Origin of the sequence: Haliea alexandrii, assembly GCF_003719295.1 — a bacterium.
Taxonomy (GTDB): domain Bacteria; phylum Pseudomonadota; class Gammaproteobacteria; order Pseudomonadales; family Halieaceae; genus Haliea; species Haliea alexandrii.
In genome coordinates, this window is sequence record NZ_RFLW01000001.1 from 728,382 (window position 1) to 744,105 (window position 15,724).

Consider the following 15,724-nt stretch of genomic DNA (forward strand, 5'->3'; position numbering starts at 1 on the left):
TCAGTCGCTCTGGCGCTGAGCGGTGGAACGCGATCGCACGGCACCCAGAGCGGCCAGTACTAGTGCCATCAGCGTGAGTGTCCACAGGGGGAGGGCAGGCACGGCTTCGGCGACAAAACGCAGGAGCAGGATGGCCTCTTTCTGGATGCTGTAGTCGCTGAGGGTGCGGCCGTCCTCCAACTCTTTGTCGGCAAAGAAGAGGCGCTGACGGGTCGGTGTAACGCCCTCCCGCTCGAGGATTTTCTGCTTCACATTTTCGATGCTGTCGCTGGGTTCTACATCCAGGGTAATCGTCTTGCCGGTCGGGGTCCTGACGAAAATCTGCATGGCAGCCGCGTGTTGTGCGCTCAGGCAGAGCAGCAGGATCAGGCAAACGTGTTGCACTGTGCGACTGGATGGCATGTGTAGAGGTCTCCTTTACCTGTGCTTCACGCAAACAGCGATTTCAGACTGCTCAGCGTCTCTGTGGCACGCTGTTCATTGGCTTCGGCGGTGTCGGCATCGCCGCCCTGCCATTGCAGGTCTTCCGCGGGCAGTTCATCGAGGAAGCGGCTGGGTTCGCAGCGCAGTTGCTCACCGTACTGGCGGCGTTTCAGCGCCATGGTCATGGTCAGGGTCTCGCGGGCACGGGTAATGCCGACATAGGCCAGCCGTCGCTCCTCCGCGATATTGTCTTCTTCGATACTCACCCGGTGCGGCAGCAGGTTTTCCTCCATGCCGATGATGAATACATGGGGAAACTCCAACCCCTTGGAGGCGTGCAGGGTCATCAACTGCACGCTGTCCGGCCCTGCCTTTTCTTCTTCCTGTTGCTCCAGCAGGTCGCGCAGTAGCAGGCGGCTCACCGCTTCGTCCAGGCCAATCTCTTCGTCCCGCGTGACCCGTTCCAGGCTGTCGATCAGAAACGTGACGTTGCCCATGCGGCGCTCCGCGACATCTTCACTGGAGCTGATTTGCAGTAGCCAGTCAGCGTAGTCGATATCCCGTACGAGTTGGCGTATGGCGCCAATGCCGTCGCCGCCGGCGCTGCGCCGGCGCATTATGCCCAGCCACTGGTTGAATTCCCGCAGCCGTTTCAGGCCAGCCTCCGGCAGGGTGCTGGCATCAACGTGCTGCAGCGCCTGGCTCAGGCTGCAGTGACGTTGCGTGGCGCAGGTGCCCAGTGCCTCCAGTGTGGAAGGGCCCAGCTTGCGGCGCGGCACGTTGGCGATGCGCAGGAAGGCGTTGTCGTCGTTCTCGTTCACCAGTAGCCGCAGGTAGGCCATGATGTCCTTCACTTCGTTGCGGGCAAAGAACGAGGTGCCCCCGCTCAAGTGGTAGGGCACCTGCTGCTGTTGCAGCGCCAGTTCCAGCAGGCGCGACTGGTGGTTGCCGCGGTAGAGAATGGCGTAGTCGCCGAAGCGGGTGCGTTTGCGCAGTTTGTGGTCGAGGATCTCGGCTACCACCTGGTCCACTTCCTGTTGCTCGTCGGCGCAGCGCAGCACACGCAGGGGCTCGCCGGCCCCCAGTTCGCTCCACAACTGTTTCTCGAACACGTGTTCGTTGTTGGCGATGAGCGTGTTGGCCGCCTTGAGAATACGCGCGGTGGAGCGGTAGTTCTGCTCCAGCTTGACCAGCTTCAGGCCGCGGAAGTCGGTTTGCAGCTGCACCAGGTTTTCCGGGCGTGCGCCGCGCCAGGCGTAGATCGACTGGTCGTCGTCACCGACCACGGTGAGCGCGCCGCGCAGGCCCACCAGCTGGCGCACCAGCAGGTACTGGCTGGCATTGGTGTCCTGGTACTCGTCCACCAGCAGGTAGTGCAAGCGGTTCTGCCACTTCTCGAGTATGTCGGGCTGGTGTTCGAAGAGCACCGTGGGCAGCAGGATGAGGTCGTCAAAATCGAGTGCGTTGAAGGCTTTCAGTGCGCGGCGGTAGCGCTGGTAGGCCTGGGCGAACAGCATGTCGGCCGGTGAACTGGCCTGCGCCAGGGCGGCTTCGGGCAACAGGCGGTCGTTCTTCCAGTTGGAGATGCGCTGCTGGATAAGCCCGGCCTGGTCGCCCTCGGCCCCGTGTTCCTGAATCAGCAGATCGTGGATCAGTTTGCGGCTGTCCTCGCCATCGAAGATGGAAAACCCGGTTTTCATACCCAGGGCCTTGCGCTCCTCGCGGATGATTTTCAGCCCGAGCTGGTGGAAGGTGCTCACGGTGAGCCCTTCCGAGGCCTGTGCGCCGAGTAGCCCGCCAACACGTTCTTTCATCTCCCGGGCCGCCTTGTTGGTGAAGGTCACTGCGGCGATACGGTCGGCCCGAATACCACAGTCCTGCACCAGATAGGCGATTTTGCGGGTGATCACGCTGGTCTTGCCGCTGCCGGCACCTGCGAGTACCAGCAGGGGGCCGTCGATGTAGCGCACAGCCTCGCGCTGGCGGGGGTTGAGCTGGGTCACGTGGGTGTCTTTCAGGTGCTGCCTATGGCTGCGCAGTGTAGCAGGATTTTTCCATCATCCGTGCCCGTGGCGTTTCCCGGGGCGCAATACTTTGGTCATACTGGCCGTTTATAGTACCGCCACAGGTCAACCGACAGCGCGCCTGGCGCGCACTGCCTCACTGCTGGAGTTTCCATGCCCGAACGCTTTATTCCCGGCCACGCCGACCCCGCCTTTGCCGCGAATGAGGAGCCGCTGCGTGAGCCGGTGGCACAGCCGGACTTTCAGCAGGTGGTAAGTGCTCGCTATCAGCGCCGGGATTTCCTGCGCGGAGGCGTTGGCCTGACCCTGGGCGCAATGTTCGGTGGCCTGCTGCCAGCGCGAACGGTGCAGGCGTCTGCTGGCGCCAGCGCCGCATCCTCGCGCCTGGGCTTTCCGGCGGTGGCTGTGGGCAGCGCGGACGCGGTGGTGGTGCCGCCGGGTTATCGTGTGCAGGTGCTGTTGCCCTGGGGTGAGCCGCTATGTGGTGAGTACCCTGCTTTCGCTGCGAGTAACGGCGCCGCGGAGCAGGCCCAGCAGATGGGCTCGCATCACGATGGCATGCATTTCTTTCCGCTGGCGGGCAGCTCGTCTGAAGGCCTGCTGGTGATGAATCACGAGTATGCGGAGCCGAGGTTTCTGCATGGGGGCGCAACAGGGCTGGAGCTCAACGCGTTTGACGTTCCGCTGCGGGCAGACGGCAGCCGCGATTCGGCGCAAGTGCTCAAGGAGATTCATGCCCACGGGGTGAGCGTGGCGCATATTCGTCGCGATGCACACGGCGTGTGGCAACTGGTGCGCGACGTCCGGAACCGGCGCATTACTGCGGCGACACCCATGGCCATCAGCGGGCCGCTGCGCGGGGACCCGCGCCTGCACACGGCATGGAGCCCGGAAGGCACACAGGCGCGCGGTACCCTCAACAACTGCGCGCACGGTGTGACCCCCTGGGGTACCTACCTGGCCTGCGAAGAAAACTGGCGCTATTACTTCGTGCGCGACGCGGGCCCCGCGCCGGTATCGTTGACCCGCTACGGCGTGGAACCACTCAGTGCCTGGCGCTGGCACCTGGCCGCGGGCAATGCAACAGATGACCCCGGCCAGTTCGCGCGGTTCGATGCCAGCCGGCGCGCGGAGTCGGCCCAGGGCGACTTTCGTAATGAGCCCCATGCCTTTGGCTGGGTGGTGGAAATCGACCCCTTTGATCCACAGAGCGCACCGGTGAAACGCACTCACCTCGGGCGTTTTGCGCATGAAGGGGTCATTTTTGCGCCCGCTGTGGAAGGCCGCCCTCTGACCCTGTACTCGGGCGATGATGCCCGGTTTGAGTACGTCTATAAATTTGTGTCCAGCCGCCCGTACCACGCCGCTTCCGCCGATGGTTCGCTACTGGACGAGGGAACACTGTATGCAGCGCGCTTTTCCGGCGATGGCAGCGGCGAGTGGCTGGCGCTGGTGCCCGGTGAAAACGGACTGACGGCGGCGAAGGGCTTTGCCACGATTGCCGACATTCTGCTCAACACGCGCGGAGCGGCAGACCTGGCGGGGGCCACTCCGATGGATCGTCCCGAGTGGGGGGCGCTGGACCCGGCAACGGGCCAGGTGTACTTCAGCCTGACCAAGAATGAACGACGCAAGCCGGAGCAGGCGGGTGGGCCGAACCCGCGCGCCCGCAATGCGCACGGCCAGATTGTGCGCTGGCGGGAGGCCGCAGACGATCATACGGCAACAACGTTTGAGTGGGAGCTGTTTTTACTGGCGGGCAAAGCACAGGAAGGCCTCGACCTGCATGGTGAGCCGCTGACGGAGGATGGCAGCCTCTCCAACCCGGATGGACTCTGGTTTGACGGTGACAGGCGCCTGTGGATACAAACGGATATTTCCGACCAGGACCTCAATACGCGCGGCTGGTCTACGTTTGGCAACAATGCGCTGCTGGCGGCGGACCCTGATACCGGCGAAGTCAGGCGCTTCCTGGTTGGGCCTCGCGGCGCTGAGATCACCGGCTGTGTCGGCACACCTGATGGCGCAACGCTGTTTGTGAATGTCCAACACCCGGGGGCGTCGACCAGCGCACACGACTTTGCCCGCGGCCGCTTGCAGAGTTACTGGCCCGACGGCGGCCCTGCGATGCCGCGCTCGGCAACGCTGGTGATCACGCGGGAGGACGGGGGCGTGGTGGGTGCCTGAGTGTCAGGCGCTTGTTCGGGAGAGCGGCGTGCTTTCCGCGCGGCCTCAGGACAGGCGCTCAATCAGTAAGGCGCATCCCGTACCCGCAGCCCCGGCTGCCGAAACCACTCCCCGCTGCAGGCCGCGCCGCTCCAGCTCATCCAGCAAGGTGCCTGCCATCATGGCGCCAGTCGCTCCCATGGGGTGCCCCAGGGCAATCACGCCACCGTTCACGTTGAGCTTGTCCTCCGCGATGCCCAGCTCGCGCATGGCAACCACACTCACCGCGGCAAAGGCCTCATGAATTTCGAACAGGTCGATATCCGCGGCGCTCAGTCCCTGCTCGGCGAGCAGGGTGCGGGTTGCTTCCACACAGCCGCTCAGCACCTGCAGCGGGTCGGCGTTGACCGTGGCCGACGCCACAATGCGCGCTCGGGGCCGTGCGCCATTGCGCTGCCCCCAGGCCTCGTTGGCAATCAGCACCAGGGCGGCGCCATCCGCCATGGCGGGTGAATTCCCTGCTGTGTGGATGTGCTCGACGGCGGCAAGCTGTGGGTGACCGGCTAGTTGGAAAGCGTCAATGCCTGCAGCGCCGGCTTTGGCAAATACCGCGGGCATCTCAGCCAGCTGCTCAAGGGTGGTGTTTGCGCGAATGCACTCGTCGGTGCTCACCACGCTGCCGTCTTCCAGCGTGATGGGCACGATTGAGCTGAACCAGCCCTGCTCGCGGGCCTGCGCGGCGCGTTGCTGGCTGGCCAGCGCGATGGCATCCGCCTCGGCGCGGCTGATACCGTGCAGCGTGGCAATCAGATCGGCGCCATTGCCCATCATCAACATGCGGCACTGGGCGGCAAATTGCGGGTCGGTGAACACCCGTGCCTTGTCTGCGAGCATGGGCACCCGCGACATCATTTCCACGCCGCCGGCAACGGTCACCTCGGCCTGTCCGGCGCCAACCTTCAGTGCCGCCAGGGCCATGGCATCAATGCCGGAGGAGCAGTAGCGGTTCACGGTGAGTCCGGGCACCGAGCCGGGCCATCCGGCGTAGAGGGTGGAGTTCTTGGCGATATTCCCGGCCTGTTCGCCCGCCTGGGTGACACAGCCGAGAATGACATCGGCCACCTCGCCCGGCACGAGGCCGGTGCGATCCACGAGGGCCGCATAGAGTTGCTGCAACAGCGCCTGGGGCGTGAGTGCATTGAGGCTGGCGCCTTCCTTTGCGCGGCCGCGGGGGCTGCGCAGGGCATCATAGATCAGTGCGCTTTTCATGAACCGACTCCAATAATCAGGCTGACACAAGTGGTGGCGCTACCACCGAGGTTGAAGGTCGCCATGTTTTGCGCGCGCGCAAGCTGGTAGCCGCCGGCCCGGCCGCTCACCTGCCGGGCGCAATCCAGGGCCATGCGCACGCCGGTGGCGCCCACCGGGTGACCGAGGCCAATCAGGCCCCCGCTGGGGTTGATGGGGAAGTCGCCTTCGCGGGTGATGCGGCCGTCTTCCACCGCCTTCCAGCTCTCCCCCGGCGCGGTAAGCCCGCTGTGGTCTATGGCCATGTATTCGGTGACGGAAAAGCAGTCGTGGGTTTCCAGGCCGTCGAGGTCGCTGATGTGGCTGAATCCGCCGCGATGCAGGGCATCCTCCATCATGGTTTGTACGTGCGGGAACAGCAGCGGCATGCCGGCACTGAGCTGCAGTTTGCGCTCCAGCAGAATGGGCGCAGAGCGGTGGCCCCAACCCTTGATGCGCGGTATGTCGGCCAGTTTCAGGCCGAGCTTCGCCGCGTGCTCGCGCGCGGCGCGCTCACTGGCAAGAATGACGCAGGCTGCGCCATCGGTGATTTGCCCGCAGTCCAGCTTGCGCACGCGGCCCTCGATAACCGGGTTCAGTCCGTCGTTCTCGCTGAAGCAACCGGCCGGGAACTGCCATTCGCGGGTCTGTGCGTTGGGGTTGTCGCGCGCGTTGCTGAAGTTGATTTCCGCGATACGGGCGAGGTGCTCGCTCTGGATGCCGTGGCGCTGCTGGTATTCGCGTGTGATGCGGTCGAACAGGTGCGGCCAGGGGTAGTCGCAGTCGGTGGCTTCGTGCCCCTGCCAGGCGGCAGCCCCCAGGTACTCGGCGCCGGTTTTGCCGTTCACATTGCGCATGAACTCCAGGCCCAGCACGCAGGCCACGTCATAGTGTCCGGCTTCAATATCGCGCATGGCGCTGAGCATGGCGATAGAGCCCGAGGCACAGGCGGCCTCATGGCGCGAGGTGGGAATGGCTGCGAGTTCCGGGTGCAGCTGGCCGAAGAAACCGTTGATCAGCCCCTGCCCGGTAAACAGCTCGCCGACAAAATTGCCCACGTGGCCCACCTCGATTTGTGCGGGCTCGATGCCGGCGTCGGCGATGGCGCCGTCCAGCGCTTCGGCGAACATGTCGTAGATTTCCAGGCCTTCGCGGGCCCAGTTGCGGCTGAAGTCGGTCTGTTTGCCGCCCAGGATGTAAACGTTGCTCATGTTGGGTTTCCTCGTTCTTTGACCTGTGCCTGCAGTTCGCCGCGCACCACCTTGCCTACCGGGTTGCGGGGCAGAGCCTGGAACACCTCCAGCCGCTCCGGCAGCTTGAATTTCGCGATGCCCTTTTCCTGCAGCCAGGCGCAGAGTGCTGCCAGCGTCGGCGGCGTGGTGTCTTCCAGGGCGACCACGCAGGCGCAGATCTTCTCTTCCAGGTCCGCATCCGGATAGCCGCAGACTGCCGCCTCGGCAAGCCCCGGGAAGCCCTCCAGCAGGGTGTCCAGCTCTGCCGGCGAGATCTTCATGCCGCCGCGGTTGATGATGTCCTTGCAGCGGCCAACGATGCGGTAGTAATTGGGTGGCTCGCCGGCGATTTCCACCAGATCCCCGGTGCGGAAAAGGCCGTCTGCGGTAAATACCCCCTCACCATCGTGATCCAGATACCCGTCGAATACGGCGGGCCCGCCGATGCACAGCTCTCCGGGGACACCGGCCCGGGTGATTTCGGCGCCGGACTCCGGGTCGATAACCCGCGTGGTGATGGATTCGTGGGAGTGCCCTTGCCAGGGCATGTTCGGAGCACCGAAGCGTGGAAACAGGCTGGCGCGGTATTCGGGTGTTGCCGCCACTTCGGGAGTAGAGAACAGGCTGATGCCTTCATTGGAGCCATAGAAGTTGATGATCGGCTTGCCGTACTCCCCTTCGATGACCTGAATCATCGCCGGTGACAGCGGCACGGAGCCTGAGCCGAAGGCCCGGATGGCACTGAAGTCACACTGCTGCCACAGCGCCGGTTGTTGCGCGAGCCGGTTGAGCAGCGCCGGCGGTGCAATGGTGAAGTTGACGCGCTCGGCCTGGATCTGGCGCAGGAACAGGGGTGGGTCCATGGGCTGGTGCAGCACCAGGGGGCAGGCGTGAATGATGGCGGGAAACAGGAATCCGCCCAGCGCCGCCATGTTCACCAGCGGGAACGGCACGAGCAGCGTCTCACCGGGCTGGTAATTACCGGCTGCCATCGTGTTGCGCGCCATGGCGCGCCACATGTTGTGTGAGCGTGGCACGCCCTTCGGGGTGCCGGTGGTGCCCGAGGTCCAGACTACGGTGAGGATATCGTTGGCGCTGGCCGGATGCTGCGCCCGGTGCGCGCGCAGGGCGGTCAGATCGTCGGGTGAAACGGGCCGGTCGAGGTCCAGTTCTGTGCCGAAACGCCAGATGGGTAGGTCGGGAAGGGCGGTTTGGGCTCGCGCGGCCAGGTCCTGGTCGCGGAACTGCCCGAGGGTGATCACGGCTGCGGGCTGCAGGGCCCGGGCAAAGCCGGCCAGCTCATGCCCGCCGTATTGTATGGGCAGGGGTGATATCACCACGCCCAGCTTGCTGGCGGCGTAGTAGGTGACCACCAGCTCGGCAATGTTCGGCAGCTGCACCAGAATGCGGTCGTCATGGCGCAGCCCGAGTGCCAGCAGTTGCGCGGCGAGGCGGTCACTCAGCGTGTCCAGCTCGGCAAACGTGATGCGCCGTGCGGGCAGGCCCGTCAACTCGGGTTTACTGGGCTGGTCGACCAGCGCCGTGCGTTCGGGCACGGCGGCGGCCTGAGCGGCGAGGATGTCGTGCAGCGTCTCCTCGCCCCAGTAGCCGGCCTGGGTGAGTGCGTCGATACGGGCTTTTGGACTGGTTTGCATGGTTTATCCCTCGCAGGCGGCGTGGTACTCGGTTTCCAGTCGGTCGACCAGATCCGCAATGGGCAGAATATCGCGTATCGCCCCCACGCCCTGGCCGGCAGACCACACATCCCGCCAACGCTTGGCATCGCTGGTGGAGGCGGCGATATCGATTTTCTTGCCGTCTGGCATATTCTCCGGATCGTAGCCCGCGGCCACCAGGCTGGCGCGCAACCAGTTGGCTTTTACGCCGGTCAGCGCTGCAGAGCAGACGATATCGGCACCGGTGGCATCCACCACCATCTGCTTGTAGGCGGGGTCGGCCATACTTTCCTGCGTGGCGATAAAGCGCGTGCCCATATACGCGTAGTTGGCTCCCAATACCTGAGCGGCGCGCACACCGCGACCGCTGGAAATGCCGCCGCCGAGCACAATGTCGCCGGGCCAGAACTGGCGCACTTCCTCTACGAAGGCGAAGCCGGCCTGCTGCCCGGTGTGGCCACCGGCGCCGGCCGCGACCAGCACCAGCCCATCGACACCGGCCTCGACGGCCTTGGCAGCAAAGCGCGTGTCGATCACATCCGCGAACACCTTGCCGCCATAGCTGTGCACGGCTTCAATGGCTTCACGGGGGCTGCCCAGGGCGGAAATGACCAGCGGGGCCCGATACTTCACGGCCAGTTCCAGATCGTCGAAGCGCCGTGTATTGGAGCGGTGCATCATCAGGTTGATAGCCCAGGGCCCGTGATCCTCCCCGCCCGTCGCCGCGGTGATGTCCTGCAGCCAGCGCTCCAGTTCCTCCGTGCTGCGGGCATTGACCGACGGAAAGGTGCCCACGATACCGGCGCGGCAGCTGGCGATGACCATTTCCGGCCCGGATTGCAGGAACATGGGTGCCTGGAATACGGGGAGCCTGAGTGTACTGAGTGATGTCGGCATAACGGGCGTCCCGAGTTACTTTTATTAAAAGACCACCATGGTAGTCGTGAATGTGATGGGCGACAAGGCATGGCCGTCGCCCGGCCGTCTCACACCGTTGCGGTCCTAGGCAGGCCGTTTGGGCGGTAGCGGAATCAACCCGCTGGTTCGTGCCATATACTCGGCGTAGCCGGGCTTTTCCCGGGCCAGCTTCTTGTCCAGCGTTTTCTGCCCGGTGACGTTGACCACCAGATAACTGTAGGCCAGCGGGCCGATGACGGTGAGCCAGCCCAGCGGCACTTCGCAGGCGACCAGCCAGATTCCCCACCACACACAGAGCTCACCGAAATAGTTGGGGTGCCGCGAGTAGCGCCAGAGCCCGGTGCACAGCACCGTGCCGCGGTTTTCCGGCTGGGCGCGAAAGCGCCGCAATTGTGCGTCCGCCACGGTTTCCACTACCAGCCCCAACAGCCAGAGCAGACTGCCCAGCATGGCCAGCAGGCCGATTTTGCTGGTGCCGGCAAACAGGCCCACCTGCACCGGCAGAGACGCCAGCCAGAGGACAACAGCCTGCAGCAGGAATACCTGGCGCAGGCTGAGCCAGATGAACGCGCGTTCGTTGTTTACCCAACTGCGCAGCTTGGTGTAGCGCGGGTCCTCGCCATGCCCCCAGTTCCGGCCGATAAGATGGGCTGTGATGCGCAGTGCCCACAGCAATACCATGGCCAGTAACACCCATTGCAATGTGTTGTAAGCCGGCGCGAGCGCAAACGCGGTCAAGGTGACGGCGACAATGATCAGCGCGAAAAACATATCGATGATGCTGACATCGCGCAACGGAATGCTCGCCAGCCACAGCGCCAACGCACAGGCCAGGGCTACGGCCGCAGTAGCGCTGAATAAGGTCAGTAAATCCATCATTGGGCAAGGTCTCCGGCAAAATCGAGAAACAGGGCCATGGCGGAATCAAAATCCTGTGCTGGTGGAGTGGCGGCAAGTCGAGTCCAGGCGGCCTCCATCGCTTGCGGGCTGTCGCCTGACTCAACGGCTGCACTGATCAGGTTGCGTGCGCGGGCCAGGCGTCCACCGCCCGCAACGAGCACCTCCCCGTTGAGTGTGCAGCCATCACTGACCAGCCATGCGACCACCGGCGCCACGGCCTCTGCCGGCAGTTGACCGGCCAGCCCGGGTGGCAGGCTGCTGCGGGTCATGGCGGTGTTGGCGAAAGGCGCAAGGGTATTTACCCGTACGCCATGCGGCGCGCCCTCCAATGCCAGGGCGCGACACAGGCCGATCACTGCAGCTTTCGATGCCGAATACGCGGGCAGCCCGTGTTCGCCGTGCAGGCCGGCAGCGGAGCTGCTCACCACAATGGCGCCGCTGCCTTGCCCATACAGATGGCGGAAGGTCGGATGCAGCAACCAGGCGGTGCCCATAAGGTTGATGTCGATGATGCGGCGAAATTCGTCGAGGCTCTGTTTGTGAAATGAGGAGGCTTCGGACACGCCCGCGTTGGCGATGACAATGTCCAGCCGGCCGTAGTGCTCAAGGGCCGTGGCCAGCAGGTCTTCGCCACAGCGCGGGTCGGCGGCATCGCTGTAGTCGGCAACGGCGCGGCCACCCTGTGCCACGATGTCGCGCACCACCGCATCCGCGCTGTGCACCGCTTCGCCGCTGTGGCGCCGGTTGTTTACCACCACCTGCGCCCCCCGGCGCGCCAGGTCCAGTGCATAGGCGCGGCCCAGCCCTTTGCCGGCGCCCGTCACAACGGCAACTTTGCCGGCGAGTGTGGTCTGCGCTGTGGAATCTGCTGACATTATTTTTGTTACTTGTATAAAGAGACTTTAAGTCTATCCTGACTGCCGGTGCCTCGCAAGCACGTAGCATTTGATACTTGCATAAAAATACTCACTATCTATAATCAAGCCAAATCCAAGTGCGGCAGGGTGTATCCCGGCTGCCAGATGCCCCGGGGGAACCCTATGCAAAGCCTGAGCAAATTTACCGAATACCCTTCCGTTGAGCAGTGCATCGGCGGGGTAACCCAGTTTGCGGATGCGCCGTCCTGGATCTACACCCTCGACAATCCCTACCTGCACGGGGTGTATGCGCCGACGACTGATGAACTCGATGTGTCGGGCCTGGCGGTGGAAGGCGAATTGCCGGCTGATCTCGAAGGGGCTTATTTCCGCAACGGTCCCAACCCCGTATTCGAGCCGAAGAACCGCTATCACCCCTTCGATGGCGACGGCATGGTGCACGGCGTGTACTTCCGCGACGGACAGGCGGCCTACCGCAACCGGTACGTGGATACGCTCGCATTGCAGGGAGAGCGCGCCGATGGCCGCTCCATCTCACCGGGGGTGATGGGCCCGTTCGACTACTCGCTCTCGCCCTTCGGCATCAAGGACACTTCGAACACGGATATTTTCATTTATAACGGCGACCTGATGAGCCTCTGGTACAACGCCGGTCACCCGTACAGACTGGATGCCCAAACGCTTGACACCAAGGGCTATTATGACCTTGAGGGCCGTGCGCAGCGACGCATGTCGGCGCACTCAAAGGTAGATCTGGCGACCGGTGACTTGCTGTTCTTCGACTACGGCGACCAGCCGCCCTACATGACCTATGGCGTGGCAGACCCCAGTGGCAAACTGAAGCACGAGGTGGCCATTGACCTGCCGGGCCCACGCCTGCCGCACGACATCGGTTTCACCACGAACTATACGATCCTGCACGACCTGCCCTTCTTTCACGACATGAATGTGCTGCGCCAGCACGGCTATCGTGTGCTCACGTTTCATCGCGATATCCCCACGCGCTTCGGCTTGATCCCGCGCTACGGTGCGGGCAACGAGGTGCGCTGGTTCGAATGCGAACCCTGCTATATCCTCCACACCAGCAATGCCTGGGAGGCGGGCGACTGGGTAATCATGGATGGCTGCCGCTCCACCAACCCCATGCCGGAAACCAAGCCCGGCGAGGGAGAGCTGGCGTCAATGCTGGCCTACATGCGCCTGGAGGCCAATAACTACCGCTGGCGCTTCAACCTGCGCACGGGTGAGGTGCGTGAGGGCCCAATCGACGACCTCAACACCGAATTCAACAAGACCAACCCGCTCTATCACGGTCGCGCGAGCCGGTTCGCCTACCATCAGCACATTCCTCTGCACCACGAGGGCGGGCTCACATTGCGCTTCACCGGGCTGGTGAAATACGACAACGAAACCGGCAAGCGCTGGCAGTGGAATTACGGTCCGGGTGTATTCGGCAGCGAATCCGTATTCGCACCGCGCCGTGGCGCCACGGCGAGCACGGCGGAGGATGACGGGTATGTGATTACCCTGGTGACCGACAGCAACACCTGGCAATCGGATTGCCTGGTATTCGACGCCCGCGATATCGAGTCCGGGCCAGTCGCCCGGGTGCGCATGCCGCATCGTGTGCCCTACGGGTTCCATGCGACCTGGGCGCGCGGCGAGGACCTGTGGCGCGCCGCACAGTAACGGGCACGGCGTGTCCGATATTGTATTTCGGCCAGCTTGCGATAAACTAAGTTCATTAATGCAAGTAACAAGGCGGGGTGGCTCCCGCCCCGATAATCATAAAACCCTGCGAGGCTACCATGACGCATTCCAAACTCCGTATTGCGATTCACACTCTGGCGACTGTGCCTTTTGCCCTGCCGATGCTGGCCCATGCCCAGCAACAGCTCGAAGAGGTGGTGGTCACCGCCGAAAAGCGTGAACAGAGTATCCAGGATGTCCCCCTGTCCGTGGCGGCGCTCGCGGGCGACGACATCGAAGTGGGCAAGATCAGTGGCTTGAATGACATTGCCTTTCGCACGCCGGGCCTGACCTACAACCAGTTCAGCATCGGCGAGCCGCGCATTTACATTCGCGGTATCGGCAACAGTTCGGATTCCGCCGGCAGCGACCCGGCGGTGGGCGTGTTTCTGGACGAGGTCTATATCGGCCGCACGGGGGGCGTTGGTTTCGACTTGTTCGACCTCGAGCGCATCGAGATCCTGCGTGGCCCGCAGGGGACGCTGTATGGCAAGAACACCAACGGCGGCGCGATCAATATTGTGACCTCCCGTCCCAGCCAGGAAACCGAGGTGCGCGTGCGCGTGTCCACGGGCACTGACCAGCTACGACATTTCCAGGGCCTCGCCAGCGGCGGCTTGACTGACAAGGTGGCGGGCAAGATCGTCTACTCCTACCGCGACCGCGATGGCTACGGCCGCAACGTCATCACCCCCGGCGACATCAGCACGCTTGGCAACCTTTCTCAAAGCACCATCATTGGTCCCAGCATCGGCGCGGAGGGTGCCGGGGAGCGGCGTGACGACGCGCGTTCGGTCAACGTACGCGGCCAGCTGTTGTTCGATATTACTGAGCGCGTTGATATGCTGCTGAGCGCTGACTACGCGCGCGATGAAACCGCCGGTCCCTGTCGTCACATCCAGAACGTGGACAACGCCATTGCCGGCCTCGGCCCGTTCTGGGAGCTCAATATGTCGGACGAGTACAAGGCCGATGAGCGCCATTGTGCAAGCCAGTTCGACACCTCGCAGAAGCGTGAGGTCAACGGCGTCATGGCGCGCCTGGAGGCAGACCTGGGTTGGTCCAACCTCACCTCCATCACGGCCTGGCGCTCCAGTGAATACAACTGGGTGGATGATCTCACCGGGCTGCCGTTGAACAACCTGACGGCACCGTCTCCGCCCGGCGTGCCCCTGCCTCCGGGCTTCTTCACCACGCCCGGCAACGTGATCAACGGTGCCGAGGAAGACGCCTCGCAGTTTTCCCAGGAATTCCGTTTGGCCGGCAACACTGATCGCTTCAACTGGTTGGCTGGCGTGTTCTTCATGGAAGAGGATGTAGAGCGCGGTGAGGAATTCTACACCCAGTACAGCACCCCGCTGCAGGGGCTTGGACTTGCGGCCGTAGGCGATGTGCTGTTTACCCAGGACAACACCACAACCAGCTATGCCGTATACGGCCAGGTCGACTGGTCCTTCACCGATCAGCTGACACTGACCTATGGCGTGCGCTGGGCCGAGGACGAAAAGGAGATCACTCAGAACTCCATCGACCTGCTGGGCACCACGCCTTCCGGGGTGCCGCTGATCCTGCCGTCCTTTGCCGCGCCCGTGTCGGCCGATGATTCGTGGTCGGAAGTGACGCATAAACTGTCTCTGGCCTACCGGCCAACGGATGACCTGATGCTCTACGCCACGTACTCCGAGGGCTTCAAGAGCGGTGCCTTCCAGTCACAGACCAACCTCGCCAGCGTGGCAACGCAGCCGGTAGACCCGGAGGTGGTGGAAAACATCGAAGTGGGCATGAAGTCCTCGTGGTGGGATCGTCGGCTGCAGTTCAATCTCTCCTACTACGACATGGACTACGAGGACCTGCAGGTGTTTGAGCTGAACAGCCGTTTCCTGCTCGTGCTGCTGAATGCGCAGGCGGAATCGAAGGGTGTGGAGGCCTCAATCGACCTGGTGCCGATCGAAAACCTGACCTTGAACGCCAGCTACAACTGGAGTGACGCCACCTTCAAGGAGTTTACCAACTCCAATGGTCTGGACCTTGCCGGTCGCGATCTGCCTTTTGCACCGGATGCTGCCCTCACCACAACGGCCAATTACCGGGTCAACCTCAACAATGGCAGTGCGCTCGATTTCGGCGTCAGCTACAGCTGGAAAGACGAATATTTTACCGGACCACAGAATCGGTCGGTGGAGCGTCAGGCGGCGATTGAGCTGCTGGACGCCAGTGTCAGCTGGACGAGTGCAGATGGTTCCCTGGCGGTGGACGTATGGGGCAAGAACCTGAACGACGAATTACAGGTCAGTAGCCGTATCGTCGACCCTACCGGAGTCACCTCCGAGTATTACATGCCGCCGCGTACCGCGGGCGTAACGCTGACCAAGAGCTTCTGATTACGGCGTGCGGCTTCGGGGCTTGCACCCCCGTAGCAAACATGTGGTGTGTTGCAAGCCCAAATGCGAACGACGCGGGTGGAGGCTCGC

At 63.4% G+C, this 15,724-nt stretch carries 11 protein-coding genes; 3 read left to right on the top strand and 8 right to left on the bottom strand.

The features are described 5' to 3' along the window. Positions 1 to 402 (bottom strand): ubiquitin-like protein, encoded by a 402-nt coding sequence (locus tag EGJ68_RS03340; protein ID WP_199227909.1) that lies wholly within the window; start codon positions 400 to 402, stop codon positions 1 to 3. Between the two features lie 26 nt (positions 403 to 428). Beyond that, on the bottom strand, positions 429 to 2,426 hold the full coding sequence (gene rep / locus EGJ68_RS03345) for a DNA helicase Rep (RefSeq protein WP_123033117.1): 1,998 nt from the start codon (positions 2,424 to 2,426) through the stop codon (positions 429 to 431). Positions 2,427 to 2,600: 174 nt separating this feature from the next. Here rep and EGJ68_RS03350 point away from each other — a divergent pair, with 174 nt between their 5' ends. Next, the gene (locus tag EGJ68_RS03350; protein WP_123033118.1) at positions 2,601 to 4,634 is read left to right on the top strand and encodes a PhoX family protein; all 2,034 of its coding nucleotides are present in this window, start codon (positions 2,601 to 2,603) and stop codon (positions 4,632 to 4,634) included. 45 nt (positions 4,635 to 4,679) lie between these two features. On the opposite strand, the gene EGJ68_RS03355 is transcribed toward EGJ68_RS03350, so the two are convergent. The 6 genes from EGJ68_RS03355 to EGJ68_RS03380 form a co-directional block, all read right to left on the bottom strand. Then, complete coding sequence (locus tag EGJ68_RS03355; RefSeq protein WP_123033119.1) at positions 4,680 to 5,882, bottom strand: acetyl-CoA C-acyltransferase; 1,203 nt, start codon at positions 5,880 to 5,882, stop codon at positions 4,680 to 4,682. Beyond that, complete coding sequence (locus EGJ68_RS03360; protein WP_123033120.1) at positions 5,879 to 7,111, bottom strand: acetyl-CoA acetyltransferase; 1,233 nt, start codon at positions 7,109 to 7,111, stop codon at positions 5,879 to 5,881. The genes EGJ68_RS03355 and EGJ68_RS03360 overlap by 4 nt, the downstream gene beginning before the upstream one ends. Further along, the gene (locus EGJ68_RS03365; protein WP_123033121.1) at positions 7,108 to 8,787 is read right to left on the bottom strand and encodes a class I adenylate-forming enzyme family protein; all 1,680 of its coding nucleotides are present in this window, start codon (positions 8,785 to 8,787) and stop codon (positions 7,108 to 7,110) included. The genes EGJ68_RS03360 and EGJ68_RS03365 overlap by 4 nt, the downstream gene beginning before the upstream one ends. 3 nt (positions 8,788 to 8,790) lie before the next feature. Further along, positions 8,791 to 9,705 carry an NAD(P)H-dependent flavin oxidoreductase gene (locus EGJ68_RS03370; protein ID WP_123033122.1) on the bottom strand — a complete coding sequence of 305 codons (915 nt, stop codon included), beginning with the start codon at positions 9,703 to 9,705 and terminating at the stop codon, positions 8,791 to 8,793. 105 nt (positions 9,706 to 9,810) lie between these two features. After that, the gene (locus EGJ68_RS03375; RefSeq protein WP_123033123.1) at positions 9,811 to 10,605 is read right to left on the bottom strand and encodes a DUF1295 domain-containing protein; all 795 of its coding nucleotides are present in this window, start codon (positions 10,603 to 10,605) and stop codon (positions 9,811 to 9,813) included. Beyond that, the gene (locus tag EGJ68_RS03380) at positions 10,602 to 11,501 is read right to left on the bottom strand and encodes an SDR family NAD(P)-dependent oxidoreductase (protein WP_123033124.1); all 900 of its coding nucleotides are present in this window, start codon (positions 11,499 to 11,501) and stop codon (positions 10,602 to 10,604) included. The genes EGJ68_RS03375 and EGJ68_RS03380 overlap by 4 nt, the downstream gene beginning before the upstream one ends. Positions 11,502 to 11,666: 165 nt before the next feature. On the opposite strand from EGJ68_RS03380, the gene EGJ68_RS03385 reads away from it, so the two are divergent. Both EGJ68_RS03385 and EGJ68_RS03390 read left to right on the top strand, forming a co-directional pair. Continuing rightward, entirely contained in the window at positions 11,667 to 13,193 is a 1,527-nt protein-coding gene (locus tag EGJ68_RS03385) for a carotenoid oxygenase family protein (RefSeq protein ID WP_123033125.1), read from the top strand. 119 nt (positions 13,194 to 13,312) lie between these two features. Then, positions 13,313 to 15,634, top strand: coding sequence for a TonB-dependent receptor (locus EGJ68_RS03390; RefSeq protein WP_123033126.1), 2,322 nt, complete (start codon positions 13,313 to 13,315; stop codon positions 15,632 to 15,634). Positions 15,635 to 15,724 lie beyond the last annotated feature (90 nt).

What these genes read in the sequence shown, in the direction of transcription:
- EGJ68_RS03340 (WP_199227909.1), bottom strand. Translation starts at nt 402, where the DNA reads ATGCCATCCAGTCGCACAGTGCAACACGTTTGCCTGATCCTGCTGCTC.
- EGJ68_RS03350 (WP_123033118.1), top strand. Translation starts at nt 2,601, where the DNA reads ATGCCCGAACGCTTTATTCCCGGCCACGCCGACCCCGCCTTTGCCGCG.
- EGJ68_RS03355 (WP_123033119.1), bottom strand. Translation starts at nt 5,882, where the DNA reads ATGAAAAGCGCACTGATCTATGATGCCCTGCGCAGCCCCCGCGGCCGC.
- EGJ68_RS03360 (WP_123033120.1), bottom strand. Translation starts at nt 7,111, where the DNA reads ATGAGCAACGTTTACATCCTGGGCGGCAAACAGACCGACTTCAGCCGC.
- EGJ68_RS03365 (WP_123033121.1), bottom strand. Translation starts at nt 8,787, where the DNA reads ATGCAAACCAGTCCAAAAGCCCGTATCGACGCACTCACCCAGGCCGGC.
- EGJ68_RS03370 (WP_123033122.1), bottom strand. Translation starts at nt 9,705, where the DNA reads ATGCCGACATCACTCAGTACACTCAGGCTCCCCGTATTCCAGGCACCC.
- EGJ68_RS03375 (WP_123033123.1), bottom strand. Translation starts at nt 10,605, where the DNA reads ATGATGGATTTACTGACCTTATTCAGCGCTACTGCGGCCGTAGCCCTG.
- EGJ68_RS03380 (WP_123033124.1), bottom strand. Translation starts at nt 11,501, where the DNA reads ATGTCAGCAGATTCCACAGCGCAGACCACACTCGCCGGCAAAGTTGCC.
- EGJ68_RS03385 (WP_123033125.1), top strand. Translation starts at nt 11,667, where the DNA reads ATGCAAAGCCTGAGCAAATTTACCGAATACCCTTCCGTTGAGCAGTGC.
- EGJ68_RS03390 (WP_123033126.1), top strand. Translation starts at nt 13,313, where the DNA reads ATGACGCATTCCAAACTCCGTATTGCGATTCACACTCTGGCGACTGTG.